The 15,750-nt window shown below is 68.3% G+C and carries 12 protein-coding genes and 1 tRNA gene; 4 read left to right on the top strand and 9 right to left on the bottom strand.

Features of this window, described 5'->3' with window-relative positions; genetic code table 11:
• The first annotated feature begins 37 nt into the window (after positions 1-37).
• Positions 38-397 (top strand): hypothetical protein, encoded by a 360-nt coding sequence (locus ACSAMQ_RS10050; protein ID WP_435395516.1) that lies wholly within the window; start codon positions 38-40, stop codon positions 395-397.
• Here the strand turns inward: ACSAMQ_RS10050 and ACSAMQ_RS10055 are convergent.
• Positions 376-663 (bottom strand): hypothetical protein, encoded by a 288-nt coding sequence (locus ACSAMQ_RS10055; protein WP_435395517.1) that lies wholly within the window; start codon positions 661-663, stop codon positions 376-378. The two genes, ACSAMQ_RS10050 and ACSAMQ_RS10055, sit on opposite strands and share 22 nt — an antisense overlap.
• A gap of 1,070 nt (positions 664-1,733) precedes the next feature.
• Between ACSAMQ_RS10055 and pip the strand changes: the two genes are divergently transcribed.
• Positions 1,734-2,687 (top strand): prolyl aminopeptidase, encoded by a 954-nt coding sequence (gene pip, locus ACSAMQ_RS10060; protein WP_435395518.1) that lies wholly within the window; start codon positions 1,734-1,736, stop codon positions 2,685-2,687.
• Between the two features lie 39 nt (positions 2,688-2,726).
• Here the strand turns inward: pip and idi are convergent, their stop codons facing one another.
• From idi to ACSAMQ_RS10075, 3 genes are all read right to left on the bottom strand, one after another.
• A complete protein-coding gene (idi, locus tag ACSAMQ_RS10065; protein WP_435395519.1) occupies positions 2,727-3,266 on the bottom strand; it encodes an isopentenyl-diphosphate Delta-isomerase in 540 nt (179 codons plus the stop codon).
• A 172-nt stretch (positions 3,267-3,438) separates the two neighbouring features.
• The gene (locus tag ACSAMQ_RS10070; protein ID WP_435395520.1) at positions 3,439-3,777 is read right to left on the bottom strand and encodes a hypothetical protein; all 339 of its coding nucleotides are present in this window, start codon (positions 3,775-3,777) and stop codon (positions 3,439-3,441) included.
• Positions 3,778-4,354: 577 nt separating this feature from the next.
• A tRNA-Leu gene (locus ACSAMQ_RS10075) sits at positions 4,355-4,439 on the bottom strand.
• Positions 4,440-4,820: 381 nt separating this feature from the next.
• On the opposite strand from ACSAMQ_RS10075, the gene rnk reads away from it, so the two are divergent.
• Positions 4,821-5,258 carry a nucleoside diphosphate kinase regulator gene (rnk, locus tag ACSAMQ_RS10080; RefSeq protein ID WP_435395521.1) on the top strand — a complete coding sequence of 146 codons (438 nt, stop codon included), beginning with the start codon at positions 4,821-4,823 and terminating at the stop codon, positions 5,256-5,258.
• Between the two features lie 138 nt (positions 5,259-5,396).
• Here the strand turns inward: rnk and ACSAMQ_RS10085 are convergent, their stop codons facing one another.
• From ACSAMQ_RS10085 to ACSAMQ_RS10105, 5 genes are all read right to left on the bottom strand, one after another.
• Positions 5,397-6,791: a heavy metal sensor histidine kinase gene (locus tag ACSAMQ_RS10085; RefSeq protein ID WP_435395522.1), complete on the bottom strand. Its 1,395-nt coding sequence runs from the start codon at positions 6,789-6,791 to the stop codon at positions 5,397-5,399.
• Complete coding sequence (locus ACSAMQ_RS10090; protein WP_435395523.1) at positions 6,788-7,504, bottom strand: heavy metal response regulator transcription factor; 717 nt, start codon at positions 7,502-7,504, stop codon at positions 6,788-6,790. Before ACSAMQ_RS10090 ends, ACSAMQ_RS10085 begins: the two co-directional genes overlap by 4 nt.
• 49 nt (positions 7,505-7,553) lie before the next feature.
• Complete coding sequence (locus ACSAMQ_RS10095) at positions 7,554-10,682, bottom strand: multidrug efflux RND transporter permease subunit (RefSeq protein WP_435395524.1); 3,129 nt, start codon at positions 10,680-10,682, stop codon at positions 7,554-7,556.
• Entirely contained in the window at positions 10,679-11,878 is a 1,200-nt protein-coding gene (locus ACSAMQ_RS10100) for an efflux RND transporter periplasmic adaptor subunit (protein WP_435395525.1), read from the bottom strand. The genes ACSAMQ_RS10095 and ACSAMQ_RS10100 overlap by 4 nt, the downstream gene beginning before the upstream one ends.
• A gap of 327 nt (positions 11,879-12,205) precedes the next feature.
• Positions 12,206-13,030, bottom strand: coding sequence for a glutaminyl-peptide cyclotransferase (locus ACSAMQ_RS10105; protein ID WP_435395526.1), 825 nt, complete (start codon positions 13,028-13,030; stop codon positions 12,206-12,208).
• A gap of 208 nt (positions 13,031-13,238) precedes the next feature.
• On the opposite strand from ACSAMQ_RS10105, the gene parC reads away from it, so the two are divergent.
• Positions 13,239-15,482, top strand: a complete 2,244-nt coding sequence (gene parC, locus ACSAMQ_RS10110; protein WP_435395527.1) for a DNA topoisomerase IV subunit A — start codon at positions 13,239-13,241, stop codon at positions 15,480-15,482.
• Positions 15,483-15,750 lie beyond the last annotated feature (268 nt).

Genomic DNA, 15,750 nt, shown 5'->3' on the forward strand with positions numbered 1-15,750 from the left:
GCCTTCGGCTGCCACACCGGGCCGGGACCACACAGTCATGGCGGTATCGACCTCGAGGGCGGTATCGATCACCGGCATCGAACTCGGCAGCGCGCCGATGCAGCTACAGGACTTGCCGAAGCGGCAGAAGACCTTCACCACCGGCGACACCGTGGTGGTGACGATCAAGACGGCCACCCGCGACGCACAGGCGCACGTGCCGGGCCGATTGAAAGTGCGCTGGATCGACCCGGCCGGCAAGGTGTTCAACGAAGAAGCCAAGCCGATGACCTTCAACGGCACCGGCAGCGACGATTTCCGGGTCGCCGAGCCGACCGGATGGAAGGCTGGCGACTATCGTGTCGAAGTGTCGCTCGACGATGGGCCGCCGGTGCGTCAGGGGTTTTTCGTGCGCTGAGCCTGCGCCGGCCCGGGCCAAGTGGTAGGGAGCCTTGGCAGTCTCTCTTTGTAGGAGCGACGTGAGTCGCGACCGCGAGACGCGCAGCGATGACGGGGCCGCCGCCGTTCGTCGAAGCGGCGCGCCTTCGCCAGGGTAAGAGCGGCGCAAGCCGCGAGATCGTCGCAACGGTCTTGCGGCGCATCGCTCGAACGAGCGAAATCAAAGATCAACATCAAGGTCAGGATCAGGATCAGGATCAGGATCAGGATCAGGATCAGGATCAAAATTAAGATCAAACCCAAAGCTTCCGCCACTGAAGCGGCGGGTTACTTTCTTTTGTCTAAAGCAACAAAAGAAAGGTAATCAAAGAAAAGTGCTTTCGTTTGAATCACAGGCCCGCGCGTTCGATGCATACGCAGGGATTTTCATACGGGACATCCCTGTCCCGATGAAAAACGGCGCGCATCCCTGCCCGCCGCCCTCCGGGTCTTCGATTGTCTTCGCGAGTGCGAGGCGACGCACAGCAACAGCCAAAGGCAGAGGCCCTAATGGAAATCCGAGCGCGGCGACGCCCTCCCTGTAGGAGCGAGGTGAGTCGCGACCGCCGGGCGCGCAGAGGCAACAAGGCCCACGCCATCCATCGAAGCGGCGTTCTATCGCCGGGGTAGGAGCGGCGCAAGCCGCGACCGCGAATCTGCGGCGGGCGGCGCGGGCAATCGAGATTGCGTGGTCGGGGCTTGCGCCGCTCCTACCCAAGAGCAGAGCCGACGCATCTGCCATTGCCATTGCCATTGCCGTGATTTTGATTTGCTGCCTTGCCGGTCAATTGAAGACCCGAAGGGCGGCCCGCAGGGATGCGGGCCGTGCGCAAGCAGGCCATGGATGGCCTGTCTGGAGCATCCCTGCGGCGGCTTCGATCGTGCGGGCTGGTGCCCTTGCAGGAAGAAGCACTTTTCTTTGGTGACTTTCTTTTGTTGCTTTGGACAAAAGAAAGTTACCCGCACCCTTTAGGGGGCGGAAGCTTTGCTATTTCCGTGACTTCAAAGCCCTGCGATAAAAAACGTCGCAACTGGAGACGGTGCGGTCGCGGCTTACGCCGCTCCTACGGGGGGCTACGGCTGGCAACGCCGCAAGACCGACGCAGCGCGGTCGCGGCTCACGCCGCTCCTACAAGGGCCACGGCTGGCAACGCCGTGAGATCGGCACGGGATCGCAACCTCGATGCGGAGAAACGACACAAATCGCGGCCTTACTGCATACCCAATCGGCCGCCATCTCGACCCACCCACCGCGACGGGTGACGACCAAGCAAGCCTGGGGCTATGCTCGGGCGATTCCCTGCAGGAGAACCTCCGTGCGCGAGCTGTATCCGGAAATCGAGCCCTACCGCACTCACCGTCTCGCGGTCGACGATCTGCACGAGTTGTACGTGGAGGAATGCGGCAACCCCGACGGCTTGCCGGTGGTGTTCCTGCACGGCGGCCCCGGCGCCGGGGTCTCGCCTTATCACCGCCGTTTCTTCGACCCCAAGCGCTACCGCATCGTGCTGTTCGACCAGCGCGGCGCCGGGCGCTCGACGCCGCACGCTGAGCTGCGCGACAACACCACCTGGCACCTGGTCGCCGACATCGAAGCGATCCGCCAGTATTTCGGCATCGAGCGCTGGGTGGTGTTCGGCGGTTCCTGGGGCTCCACCCTGGCTCTGGCCTATGCGCAGGCTCACCCCGAGCGCGCGCTCGGCCTGGTCTTGCGCGGCATCTTCCTCGGCAGCACCGGCGAGCTGCGCTGGTTCAACGAACTCGACGGCGGCGCGCGCTGGATCTTTCCCGAGCGCTGGACGCGGTATCTCGAACACATCCCGCCGGACGAACGCGAGGACATGACCGAGGCGTATTGGCGCCGGCTCGACAGCGACGACGAGGCGGTGCGCCTGGCCGCGGCGCAGGCCTGGAGTTATTGGGAAGGCGGCAGCACCACCTTGCTGCACGACCCGGACGAGGCCGGCAACTTCGAGGAACCGCGGGTCGCGATCAGCGTCGCGCGGGCCGAGGCGCACTACTTCCGCAACCGAGTGTTCCTGGAACCGGACCAGTTGCTGCGCGGGGTCGAACGCATCCGCCATATTCCCGCGACCATCGTGCAGGGGCGCTACGACATCATCTGCCCGGTCAAGAGCGCCTACGAGCTGGCCTGTGCCTGGCCCGAAGCCGATTTCCGCGTGGTCCTGGCCGGCCACAGCGCGGCCGATCCGGCGATCGTCGACGTGCTGGTGAGTGCGACCGACGCGCTCGCCGATCGGTACGCCTGACGCTCTATCGCAGCGAGCAGGACGGCAGGGCCGGCGGCGCTATCGCGTCGCCAGGCTCTGCCAGCGTTCGAATTCGGCGCGCCCGACCTGCTCGGCGATATGGCGCAGCCAGCGGCTGAAATCCTGCGGTTGCCCGGCCAGGGCGGCCCACAGTTCGGGCAAGGTCTTCCAGGCCCAATCCGAGGCTTCCTGCGGGTCGGGCTGCGGCCGGCCGTCGTACCGGCCCACGAAGACGTGGTCGTATTCGTGTTCGATCAGGCCGTCGGACACGTCGAGGCGGTAGCTGATGCGGGCCACGTCGCGAAGTTCGCAGTCGAAGCCCATCTCCTCGCGCAAGCGGCGCCGCGCCGCGGCATCGGTGGCCTCGCCTTCGCGCGGATGGCCGCAACAACTGTTGCTCCACAAACCGCCGGAGTGGTATTTGCCGTCGGCGCGCCGCTGCAGCAGCCAGCGTCCTCGCGCATCGAACACGAACACCGAGAACGCGCGATGCAGCAGCCCTTGCCGGTGCACCTGCATCTTCTCGCCAATGCCGATGGCCTGGTCCTGATCGTCGACCAGGATGAGCATCTCGTCCATACCGCCCTCGTTCCTGCCGCGCTCGCGGCATGAGCACGACTATGCCAGCCCCTGGGTTTCGTTACGTGCGCTCAATCACGGGCGAGGCGCGAAGCCACCGAATCGGCACAGCGCAAAAGCGAACGGCCCCGCCAGGGCGGGGCCGTTGCAGTCGAACCGGGTCGCGACGGGCTTACTTGTCGACGCGGGCCGGATCGCGGCTGGTCGAGCTGGCGCCCTTGCTGTCGGCAGACGGCGCCGGCGGCTCGCCGCCCAGATCGCCGGCCGGCATGCCGTTCGGGAACGCCTGCTTGCACACGCGCGAGAACAGATTCGCCGAATACGGGTTGAAGCACTTGCGGTTGACGACCTGGTACTCGCCGGTGGCGGCGTTGACCGGCCTCCAGCAGTCCTGCGGCACGCCGATCTTGCAGAACAGGAACGGGTTGTTGCCGTAGTACGGAATGAACTCGTTGGCGAAAGCGCTCGACGACGCCACCAGCAACACGATCGACAGACAAAGCTTTTTCATGAGACCTCTCCTTAGTGTGAACTCGATTTCCTGTATTGCAGACCGGCGCGTCGTTCCCCTCGCCTGGACTCGCGGTCGAAACCGGCGAATCGGCCCCCAGGGGCCCCACGCTTCCCCTTGCCGCCACAGCCTTCACGGCTTGAGCTTCGAGGCGAAGACTATCCGATGAGCCGTGACCAGGCAAAGACCGGCCCCGGCGGCGACTATCGCTCAGGCCGGTCGCAAGGGCCACGACGGGCCCAATTGCAGGCTTGGAAACCGTCGACCGCCCGCTGAAAAGGCCAAGCCGGCGACTGCCCCGGCCGCCGGGCGGCTGCGGATGGCCCCAAGACCGCCGAAAGGCCGGTCCGGCGTGCATCGCTGCCGATCCATGTGGACAGTTACGGCGGCCCGGGCCGCGACCGGTCAGCCCCTGCGGCCGCGGCAGGCGAACGGGCGGCTTGCGGCCGCAGCGGCCGGGCCGTCGGCTGGCGCGGTGGGCTGGAATCGGGCCAGAACGCGGGCAACAAAAAACCCCGCCGGGGCGGGGTTTCTCGTTGGATCGCCGCATCGGTGCCGACTGCGTTGATCGATGTAGTGGTGCCCAGGAGAGGACTCGAACCTCCACGGTTTTACCCGCTAGTACCTGAAACTAGTGCGTCTACCAATTCCGCCACCTGGGCCTGCCGCAACACGTTCAGTACTGCGGGGCGCGTATGTTGCGTTGCGGCGGGTCGGCTGTCAACGGTTTTGTCACAACAAATTTCAACCGGCGTTTAGGGCAAGGTCGGCGACGCCGCGCCCCGCCGGTTGCGCGCATCGGCGTGGCGGCGGCCGATATGCCGGTCGGCGCCGTCGGCGATCGCCGCACGAAGCCGGCGCGCGTGTCCCCTGCCGCACCCGCCGCCGCGCGGCTTGAGGCCGGCCGTATTCGCGACGCACGACGACGCCGGATCGGCATGGCCGCGGCTTGATGCCTCACCGCCGCCGGGCTAAGGTCCGCGGACATCCTGAACCGCGGGCGGCGCATCGTGCGTCGCCCGTTCTTGCTTTGGAGATCCGCAATGAACCCGACCCATCTGCCGCACCCGTCCGGGCTGCCTCCCCCGCTGACCCTGTCGCGCCTCGACTGCGACCGGCTCGAAGCCCTGCTGGAGCAGCCGCTCGCCGCCGCCGTCGATACCCGCGGCCTGCGCCGCGAACTCGACCGAGCCGAACTCGTCGAACCGGCGCAGATGCCGGCCGACATCATCACCATGAACTCGGTGATCCGCTTCGTCGACGAAAGCACCGGCGAGGAGCGCGAAGTCGCTCTGGTGTATCCGCGCGACGCCGACGGCAGCGCCGAGCGCATCTCGATCCTCGCGCCGGTCGGTACCGCCCTGCTCGGCCTCGCCGTCGGCGCCCGCATCGACTGGCCCCTGCCCGGCGGCCGCAGCGCGCGACTGCGGGTCCTTGCGCTGCGTTACCAGCCCGAAGCCGCGGGCGACCTGCATCGCTGAGCCGGGCGCCTGCCGCGAAGGCAGAGGACCGTTGGTTAAGCGATAGGCCTCGTTGCGTTCGCGGCGAACCGACACCGCGCGGTCGCGGCTTGCGCCGCGCCTACCCTTGAGGGCGCGGTGCCTACTCTTTGGGCAATCTCAGGCCGCGCAGGCTGCCGGCGCGGCCAGACTGAAGCCCACCGTGGTCGCGCCGTCGCCGCTGCTCGCGAACACTTCGCCGCCGTGCAGGACGGCGATGGCCTTGACGATCGACAGGCCCAGGCCATGGTGGCGCTCGCCGCGGTGTTCGCGCGCGGCGTCGACGCGATAGAAGCGGTCGAACATGCGCTCGAGGTGCTCGGAAGCCACCGACGAACCGTGGTTGCGCACCGCGACGCGGGCGCCTTCGCCGCCGTTGCGCAGTTCGACCACGATCTCCGAACCCGGGGTCGCGTGCTGGACGGCGTTATGCAGCAAGTTGGTCATCGCCCGGCGGAACAACGCAGTGTCGATCCAGGCATCGGCGGCGCCGTCGATGCGCAGGCGCATCCCGGCTTCTTCGAGCAGGTATTCGAGGAACTCGCCGGTCTTGGCGACTTCGCCGGCGAGCGCCACGCAGACCCGGTCCAGGGCGATGTCGCCCTGGTCGGCGCGCGACAGGAACAGCATGTCGTTGACGATGCAACGCATGCGTTCGAGCTCTTCCAGGTTCGACTGCAGCACGTCCTCGAGCTGGGCCGCTTCGCGCGGCCGCGACAGCGCCACCTGGGTCTGGCCCATCAGATTGGTCAACGGCGTGCGCAGTTCGTGGGCGACGTCGGCGTTGAAAGCGTCCAGGCGGGTGTAGGCGCCTTCGAGCCGGTCGAGGGCGCCGTTGAAGGCGCCGGTCAGATGGCCGAGTTCGGGCGGCAATTGCGCCGGTTGCAGGCGTTGCGAGAGGTTGCTCGGGCTCAACGCCTGCGCTTCGCTCGACAGACGCTGCAGGGGCCGCAGGCCGACCCGCGCGATCCAGTGGCCGAGCAAGGCCACCAGGGCGGTGCCGACCACGCCGAGCACCACCAGCGCCAACACGAACGAGCGCAGCGCCGAGACGTAGGGCCAGGAGTCGATGCCGATCCACAGCCGCACCGCCGGCCGCTCGCCGTGCGCGGGAATCAATTCGTTGAGGGTGCGGTACGGCGCCGAGTGGCCGTCCAGCCACAGCCGGCCCATGCCGTGGTCGCCCTTGCGCGGCACGTCCACGTCCGGCTCGCCGCCGCCGATGCGGAACCCGGCATCGCCGCTCCAGGCCCAGATGCGGATGCTGCGATCGCTGGAGGTCAGGTTCTCGACCTTGTCCTGCACCTTGTACCAACGCGCGCGGGTGTCGCACATGGCGACGCTGCCGGCGACCGAACGCAGCTTGGTCTCCAGCTCGGCGCGCTGGTAACGCACGATCTGGTTTTCCAGCACCTGGTACAGGGTCGCGCCGACCAGGGTGAACACCAGCAGCGCGGCGAGCGCGAACATCGCCGCGAGGCGCTGGGCGATGGAGATGTCGCTGAAAGGCCTCAAACCGAAGCCCTCCCCGACGGCGACGGGCCTTCCCCGTGTTCGCCCTCGCGCGCTTCCAGCACATAGCCCATGCCGCGCACGGTGTGCAGCAGCTTGTCGCGGAACGGGCCGTCGATCTTGGTGCGCAGGCGCTTGATCGCGACTTCGACCACGTTGGTGTGGCTGTCGAAATTGATGTCCCAGACCTGCGCGGCGATCACCGTCTTCGACAGGATCTGGCCGCGCCGCTGCGCCAGCAGGGCGAGCAAGGCGAACTCCTTGCCGGTCAGGTCGAGGCGGCAGCCGTCGCGGTGGGCGCGGCGCGCGATCAGGTTGACCGACAGGTCGCCGATCTGCAGTTCGGTCGGCTCCTGCTGGCGGCCGCGCCGGACCAGCGCCTGCAACCGCGCCAGCAGTTCGATGAAGGAGAACGGTTTAACCAGGTAGTCGTCGGCGCCGGCGCCGAGGCCATGAACGCGGTCGTCGACGCGGTCGCGCGCGGTCAGCATGATCACCGGCGTCTGCTTGCGCGCGCGCAGCTCGCGCAGCACCGCGAAGCCGTCCATGCCCGGCAGCATCACGTCGAGCACGATCACGTCGTAATCGAGCTCGCGCGCCAGGTGCAGGCCGGACACGCCGTCGCGGGCGACATCGACCGTCCAGCCCTGCTCGGCGAGGCCGTCGCGCAGGTAATCGGCGGTCTTGACTTCGTCTTCGACGATCAGCAGCTTCATCGCGCCACCGGGCTTGCGGGCGGTACCTGGGACGTCATCGTACCGCCGCTCAGGCCGTCGCCGCTGCGGCGGGCTCGGCCGTCGCCGCTTGCGCCGCCTGCGCCGCCTCGCGGCGACCTCGCAGGAACAGCCGGTCCAGCGCCAGATAGATCACCGGCGTGCTGTACAGGGTCAGGACCTGGCTGATCAGCAGGCCGCCGACCACCGCCACGCCGAGCGGCTGGCGCAGCTCCGCGCCGGTGCCGAAGCCGATCATCAACGGGATCGCGCCGAGCAGGGCCGCCAGGGTGGTCATCATGATCGGTCGGAACCGGGTCAGGCAGGCCTCGTGGATCGCCGCGGTCGGCGACAGGCCGCGCCGGCGCTGCGCGTCGAGGGCGAAGTCGACCAGCAGGATGCCGTTCTTCTTGACGATGCCGATCAGCAGGACGATGCCGATCAGGGCCATGATCGAGAAATCCAAACGCCACACCCACAGCAGCAAGACCGCCCCGATGCCGGCCGACGGCAGGGTCGACAGGATCGTCAGCGGGTGGACGAAACTCTCGTAGAGCACGCCGAGGATGATGTAAACCGCGAGCAAGGCGGCCAGGATCAGCAGCGGCTGGGTCGCCAGCGAATCCTGGAAGGCCTGCGCCGAACCCTGGAAATTGCCGCTGACGCCGCTCGGCATGCCGATCTCGGCCTTGGCCCGGTCGAGCGCGGCGACCGCATCGCCGAGGGCGACGCCGGCGGCGAGGTTGAAGGAAATGTTGACCGCCGGCGACAGGCCGTTGTGGCTGATCGACAGCGGACCGTTGCCGGGCGGCTCGATCCGCGCCACCGCCGACAACGGCACCATCTGCCCGGTGGTGGCCGAACGCAGATGAAAATAGGCCAGGCTGTCGATGCTGTCGCGCATGCGCGGGTCGATCTCGAGGATCACCCGGTATTGGTTGGTCTCGGTCTGGAACTCGTTGATCTGGCGCTGGCCGTAAGCGTCGTAGAGCGCGTCGTCGATGTCCTGGGCGCTCAGGCCGAAGCGCGCCGCGGCAGTGCGGTCGATCGCCAGGCGCACGATGCTGGCGCCGATCTTCTGGTCGTTGGACACGTCGCGCAGCTCCGGCAAGGTCGCCAGGCGCTGGGTCAGGCGGTCGGCCCACAGCCCGAGTTCGGCGCTGTCGGCGCCTCGCAGGGCATACAGATACTGCGTGCGCGAAGGCCCGGCGCCGATGTTGATGTCCTGCGCCGAGCGCATGAAGATCGTGATGCCCGGCACCTGCGACAGCTTGCTGCGCATGCGGTCGATGAACTCGTCGGCGGACACGTCGCGGTCGCCGCGGTCCTTGAGCACGAACCAGAAGCGGCCGTTCGACATGGTCGAGCTGCCGGCGGTGGCGCCGACCGAATGTCCCCAGCTTTGCAAGGCCGGGTCTTGCGCCGCGAGCTTCGCCAGTTGCTGATGTTTGGCGACCATGTCCTCGTAGGAAATGTCCTGCGCGGCCTCGGTGGTGGCGAACACGAAGGCGGTGTCCTGCGAGGGGAAGAAGCCCTTCGGAATCAGGGCGTAGGAAGCGACCGCGATCGCCACGGTCAGGCCGAACCCGGCCAGCATCAGGCGCTGGTGGCCCAGCGCCCATTGCAGGCTGCGGTCGTAGCCGGCGAGCAATCGGCCCGACCAGGTGCCGGCGGCATCGGCATGGCCGGAGGACTTGCGCATGAAGCGCGAGGCCAGCATTGGCGCCAGGGTCAGCGAGGCCACGATGGAGATCGCGATCGCCACGGTCACGGTCAAGGCGAATTCGGCGAACAGGCGCCCGACCACGCCGCCCATGAACAGCAGCGGGATGAAGGCGGCGATCAGCGACACGCCGATGGTGACCACGGTGAAGCCGATCTCGCTGGCGCCCTGCAGCGCCGCCTGCAGCATCGGCATGCCGGCTTCGCGATGCCGGTGGATATTCTCGACCACGACGATGGCGTCGTCGACGACGAAGCCGACCGCGATCACCAGCGCCACCAGAGTGAGGTTGTTGAGGGTGAAACCCAGCGCGTACATCGCCGCGAACGTGGCCACCAGGGCCACCACCAGCACCGCGCCGACGATCAGGGTGGCCGATAGTTCGCGCAGGAACAGGCCCATCACCACGACCACCAGCAGCACGGTCAGCACCAGGGTCAGCTCGACATCGTGCAGCGAGGCGCGGATGGTGCGGGTGCGGTCGTTGAAGACCTCGACCTCGACGCTGGCCGGCAGGTTGGCGCGCAACCGCGGCAACGCCTCGAGCACGGCGTCGGTGGTCTTGATGATGTTGGCGCCGGGCTGGCGCAACACCACCAGCATCACCCCGTCCTTGCCGTTCGGCCAGGCGCGCACGTAGTCGTTCTCGCCGCCGAGACGAATTCGGGCGACGTCGCCCAGGCGCACCGGCGCACCGTTGCGGTAAGTCACCACAAGCCGCTCGTAGTCCTCGGCCTTGAACAACTGGTCGTTGGTTTCCAGGGTCGACATGCGCCGCGCGCCGATCACCGCGCCCTTGGCCTGGTTGACGCTGGCGCTCTGGGCGACGTTGCGCAGATCGGCCAGAGTCAGGCCGATCGCGGCCAGACGCTCGGGCGCGGCCTGGATGCGAATCGCCGGCCGCACCTGCCCGGCGATGAAGACCTCCGACACGCCGTCGATCTGGCTGAGGCTGCGCGCGAAACGGGTCTCGGCCAGGTCGCTGAGCTCGCTGAGCGGCATCAGCGGCGAGGACATGCTCAGGATCAGGATCGGGCTGTCGGCCGGGTTGATCTTGGTCCAGCGCGGCAGGCTCGGCATGTCGCGCGGCAGGCGCCCGGAGACGTTGTTGATCGCCGCCTGCACTTCCTGGGCAGCGGTGTCGATGCTCTTGTCGAGCACGAATTGCAGGGTGATCGAGGTGCTGCCCAGCGCGCTGGTCGAGGTCATCTCGCTGATGCCCGGCACCGCGGTCAGCTGCGTCTCCAACGGGGTCGCCACCGCCGAGGCCATGGTCTCGGCGCTGGCGCCGGGCAGCGAAGCGTCGATGCGGATGGTCGGGAATTCGGCTTGCGGCAACGGCGCCACCGGCAGCCGCGGCAAGGCGAACAGGCCGAGCAGCAGCACCGCCGCGGTCAGCAGCGTGGTCGCGACCGGGTGGCGGACGAACCAGCCGGAGATCGAGACGCGGCCGCTCACGGCGCCACCGCTACGCGCGCCGCCATCGCGTTGCCGGGCTCGGCGCGCTCGGCCGGCGCGGCCGGCGCCACGGTCATGCCCGACTTGAGCCGCGACTGACCGTCGCGCACGACCACGTCGCCGGGCTGCAGGCCGCTGACCACGGCGAGTTCGTCGTTCTGGTACTCGATCCGCACCGGCACCAGCGCGACCTTGTTGCCGGCCTCGACGCGGTAGACGAAGTTGGCGTCGGCGCCGCGCTGCACCGCTTCGCTGGCGACCACGGTCGCCGCCGCGCTGGTACCGGTGCGCACGCGCACGCTGACCAGTTGCCCGGGCCACAGGCGGTCCTGCGAATTCCTGAACACCGCGCGGACCCGCACCGTGCCGGTAGCGTCGTCGATCTGGTTGTCGATCACGGCCAGTTCCCCCTGCGCCAGCACCACGCCGGCATCGCGGTCGAGCGCCTGCACTTCGACCGCGCCGGCAGCCTGAGCCTGGCGCAAGCGCGGCAGATGGTCCTGCGGCAGGGCGAACACCACCGAGATCGGGTCGACCTGCTGCACGGTGACCAGGCCATCGTCGTCGCCGGCGCGCACCACGTTGCCCGGATCGACCCGGCGCAGGCCGACGCGGCCGTCGATCGGCGCGAGGATGCGGGTGTGCGATAACTGCACGCGGGTGGCGTCGATCGCCGCCTGGTTGGCTTGCGCGGTGGCCTGCAACTGCTGCACCGACGCGGCTTGCTGCTCCAGCATCTGGCGCGCGATCAACTGGCTGCCGGACAACTGGCGGAAACGTTCGAGGTCGGATTTCGCCGCGCGCAGCTGCGCCGCATCGCGCGCCAGCGCGGCCTGGGCGCCGTCGAGATTCGCGGCGATGCTGCGGTCGTCGATGCGCGCGAGCAACTGCCCGCGCTTGACCTGCTGGCCTTCGCGGAACAATACCTCGGTCAGCACGCCGTCGACCTGCGGGCGCAGCACCGTGCTCTGCAGCGAGGTCACCGTGCCGATGGTGTCCTGCCAATGCGGCACATCGCGGCGCTCGACCCGCATCGTTGTCACCGGTACCGGCGGCGGTGGCGCCGGCGGCGGCGCGCCGCGGCTGCCGAATGCGCCCCAGACCAGTCCTGCGGCGACCACCGCCAGCGACGCGGCGGCGGCGAACACGGTCTTGCGAGCGCGGGGCGAAAGCATGGAGACGGGCGTGGGCGACATGGCGGCATCCGTGGCGGGTCGATGGAGCGGCGTGCCGGAGCGCGCCGCGACGACCCGCGGGGGGAGGAAAGCGGGCCGTGCGATGACTCTAGGCGGCGGCCGCGGACGCCACGCTGTCGCTTGGCTGACAAATTCGTCAGCTGGCGCGGGTGTTCGCATCGGGTTTCATATCGCCCCGCCCGGCGACAGTGCCTATCGGCACGGTCGCGTGGATCGATCGCGGCGTTAGGCGGCGACCGGCCGCGCGCCGAAGGAGCCGCAGGCGTAGCGCTACAGAGCGACGAGCGACGCTATGCGCCGTCTCTCCGGGTCGTTGTTTCGCGCAGTTCAGCGCGGCTTGGCGGCGCGCTGCAGCGGTGGCACCAGTTCGATCTCGAACAGATCCGGCCACAACTTGCCGGTCACGAACAAGCGCTTGCGCGCGGCGTCGTAAGCGATGCCGTTGAGCACGTCGGCGCCGGGCGCGCGGGTGCCATGGCGCGCGAGCAGGCCGCCCAGGTCGATGCGGCCGACGACCCGGCCGCTGCCCGGGTCGATGCGGAGAATGCTGTCGGTCATCCAGACGTTGGCGAACAACTCGCCCTCGACCCATTCCAGTTCGTTGAGCTGCGATACCGGCTTGCCCTTGAAGGTCACCTGGATGCGCGAGCGTTCGCGCAGGGTGCGCGGGTCGAGCAAACGGATCTGCGGGGTGCCGTCGCTCATGTAGATGGTGTCGGCCGAGCGCGCCAGTCCCCAGCCCTCGCCCGGATACGCGAAGCGGCCGGCCATCGCCAGGCCCGGCAGCTTGACGATGTAGCCGGTCTGCGAGGTCCAGGTCAGCACAAGCAACTGCTGGCCGCGGTCGGTCAGGCCTTCGCCGAACACCGAGGCCGGCAGGTCGGTCTTCTCCAGCACCTTGCCGTCGGTCAGCCGGACCTTGCGCACCGACGAGCGCCCGTACATGCCGGTGCTCTCGTACAGCACGCCGTCCTTGAAGATCAGGCCCTGGGTGAACGCGCCGGGATCGTGCGGATAGCGCGCGACCACCCGGTAGGCGTACACCGGCACCTCGCGCCCCGGCGCCTGGGCCGTGGCCGCCGGCAGCGCACTCGCCCCAAGCAAGGCCAGGCACGGGATCAGCGAGGCGGGAAGGCGTGCGCGCAAGGGCATGGCAGTCTCAACGTGGGCGATCGCGGATGCCGAGAATACCGCCTCGCGCCGCGGCCGGCCCGCACCTGGCCCGCACCTGGCCCGCACCTGGCTCGCGTCGGGCGAGCGCCTGGCAAGGCCAGGGCCCGGCCCTCCGACCTCCCGTCCACATCGGCCCAGCCGTCCCCGGTTAGAATCCCGGCTCAGCCCTACCCCGCCTCAAGGTTCCATGACTGATCCCGTACGTCCGGTTTTCCACGGTTTCGAACAGATTCCCCTGCGCGAGTACGCCGAGCGCGCCTACCTCGACTACTCGATGTACGTGGTCCTGGACCGCGCCCTGCCCTTCCTCGGCGACGGCCTCAAGCCGGTCCAGCGCCGCATCATCTACTCGATGAGCGAACTCGGCCTCAACGCCGGGGCCAAGCCGAAGAAGTCCGCGCGCACCGTCGGCGACGTGATCGGCAAATACCATCCGCACGGCGACAGCGCCTGCTACGAGGCGATGGTGCTGATGGCGCAGCCGTTCTCGTACCGCTATCCGCTGGTCGAGGGCCAGGGCAACTTCGGTTCCAGCGACGATCCCAAGTCGTTCGCGGCGATGCGCTACACCGAGTCCAAGCTGACCCCGATCGCCGAAGTGCTGCTCGGCGAGCTCGGCCAGGGCACGGTCGACTGGACTCCGAACTTCGACGGCACCCTGGAAGAACCGACCTGGATGCCGGCGCGCCTGCCGCACCTGCTGCTCAACGGCACCACCGGCATCGCGGTCGGCATGGCCACCGACGTGCCGCCGCACAACCTCAACGAGATCGTCAGCGCCTGCGTGCGCCTGCTCGACGACCCGGATGCGACCACCCGCGACCTGTGCGAGCACGTGCTGGGGCCGGACTATCCGACCCCGGCCGAGATCATCACCTCGCGCAGCGATCTGCTGGCGATGTACGAAACCGGCCTGGGCAGCGTGCGCGCCCGCGCCATCTTCGAAAAAGACGGCCCGAACATCGTCGTCACCGCACTGCCCTACCAGGCTTCGCCGGGCAAGGTCATCGAACAGATCGCGGCGCAGATGCGGGCTAAGAAGCTGCCGTGGCTCGAAGACATCCGCGACGAGTCCGACCACGCCAACCCCACCCGCATCGTGCTGGTGCCGCGTTCCAACCGGGTCGACGTCGAACAGCTCATGGGCCACCTGTTCGCGACCACGGACATGGAGAAGAGCTACCGGATCAACATGAACGTGATCGGTCTGGACGGCCGGCCGCAGGTCAAGGGGCTCAAGGCCTTCCTGAGCGAGTGGCTGAGCTTCCGCACCGACACGGTCACCCGCCGCCTGACCCACCGCCTGGACAAGGTCGAGCGCCGCTTGCACCTGTTGCAGGGTTTGTTGACCGCGTTCCTCAACCTGGACGAGGTGATCCGCATCATCCGCAGCGAGGACGAACCGCGTCCGGTGCTGATGAAGCGTTTCGGGCTCAGCGAAGAACAGACCGACTACATCATGGAAACCCGGCTGCGCCAGCTCGCGCGCCTGGAGGAAATGAAGATCCGCGGCGAGCAGGACGAACTGACCGCCGAACGCGAACAGCTGATCGCCACCCTCGGCAGCAAGGCCAAGCTCAAGAAGCTGATCAAGGACGAGTTGCTGGCCGACGCCAAAAAATTCGGCGACGCGCGGCGTTCGCCGCTGGTCGCGCGCAACGCCGCCCAGGCCCTGTCGGAAACCGAACTGGTCGCCAGCGAGCCGATGACCGTGGTCATCAGCGAAAAGGGCTGGGTGCGCGCGGCCAAGGGCCACGAGATCGACGCCGCCACCCTGAGCTATCGCGACGGCGACAGCCTGCTCGGCGCGGCGCGCGGCCGCAGCACCCAGCAGGTCGCATTCCTGGATTCGACCGGCCGGTCCTACTCGACCCTGATCCACGGTCTGCCCTCGGCGCGCGGCAACGGCGAGCCCCTGACCGGCCGTTTCTCGCCGGCGCCGGGCGCCTCGTTCCAGGCGCTCGCGGCCGGCGACAACGATACGCGCTTCGTGCTCGCCAGCAGTCATGGCTATGGCTTCGTGACCCGCTTCGAGAACCTGACCGGCCGCAACAAGGCCGGCAAGGCGATGCTGTCGCTGACCCCGAACGCGAAGGTGCTGCAGCCGGCGCAGGTCGGCGACGTCGAACAAGATCGCGTGGTCGCGGTGACCAACGTCGGCCACCTGCTCGCCTTCCCGGTGTCGGAGCTGCCGGAGCTCGACAAGGGCAAGGGCAACAAGATCATCGACATCCCCAAGGCCAAGCTCGGCACCGAACGCGTCATCGCGGTCGCCGTGGTCGCTCCGGGCGGCACCCTGACCGTCAAGTCGGGCGCCCGCACCATGAGCCTGTCGTGGAAGGACCTGGAACCCTACCTCGGCGCCCGCGCCACCCGCGGCGGCCTGTTGCCGCGCGGCTGGCAGAAGGTCGAGGGGCTGGCGGTCGAATAAGCCGGCGCCGTTGGTCGGCGCGGCGTCGAATCGTTCCGGCGCCGCGCTCACAACTATCGAGAGAGGACGCAGAGGCGAACCATGGACACGGCCAAGGCCTACGCCGCGTTGGCGCGCGAACTAGAAGCGATCCGGGCCAGGCCGCCTGCGCAACTGCTCGCCCTGATCGATCAACCACCGATCCGATAGGAAATCGCGATCGATGGTGCGACGATCGAACTGGAATTCATCGTGACCCAGCCAAGGCATCGGCATCCGGTGCTGCATA

The sequence above is a fragment of the Lysobacter sp. 1R34A genome (genome assembly GCF_051217035.1).
Lineage (GTDB): Bacteria > Pseudomonadota > Gammaproteobacteria > Xanthomonadales > Xanthomonadaceae > Lysobacter.

Bases quoted from the DNA above. Each gene is read 5' to 3' on its own strand.
- ACSAMQ_RS10050 (WP_435395516.1), top strand. From the start codon at position 38: ATGGCGGTATCGACCTCGAGGGCGGTATCGATCACCGGCATCGAACTC.
- idi (WP_435395519.1), bottom strand. From the start codon at position 3,266: ATGGACGAGATGCTCATCCTGGTCGACGATCAGGACCAGGCCATCGGC.
- ACSAMQ_RS10070 (WP_435395520.1), bottom strand. From the start codon at position 3,777: ATGAAAAAGCTTTGTCTGTCGATCGTGTTGCTGGTGGCGTCGTCGAGC.
- rnk (WP_435395521.1), top strand. From the start codon at position 4,821: ATGAACCCGACCCATCTGCCGCACCCGTCCGGGCTGCCTCCCCCGCTG.
- ACSAMQ_RS10090 (WP_435395523.1), bottom strand. From the start codon at position 7,504: ATGAAGCTGCTGATCGTCGAAGACGAAGTCAAGACCGCCGATTACCTG.
- ACSAMQ_RS10100 (WP_435395525.1), bottom strand. From the start codon at position 11,878: ATGTCGCCCACGCCCGTCTCCATGCTTTCGCCCCGCGCTCGCAAGACC.
- ACSAMQ_RS10105 (WP_435395526.1), bottom strand. From the start codon at position 13,030: ATGCCCTTGCGCGCACGCCTTCCCGCCTCGCTGATCCCGTGCCTGGCC.
- parC (WP_435395527.1), top strand. From the start codon at position 13,239: ATGACTGATCCCGTACGTCCGGTTTTCCACGGTTTCGAACAGATTCCC.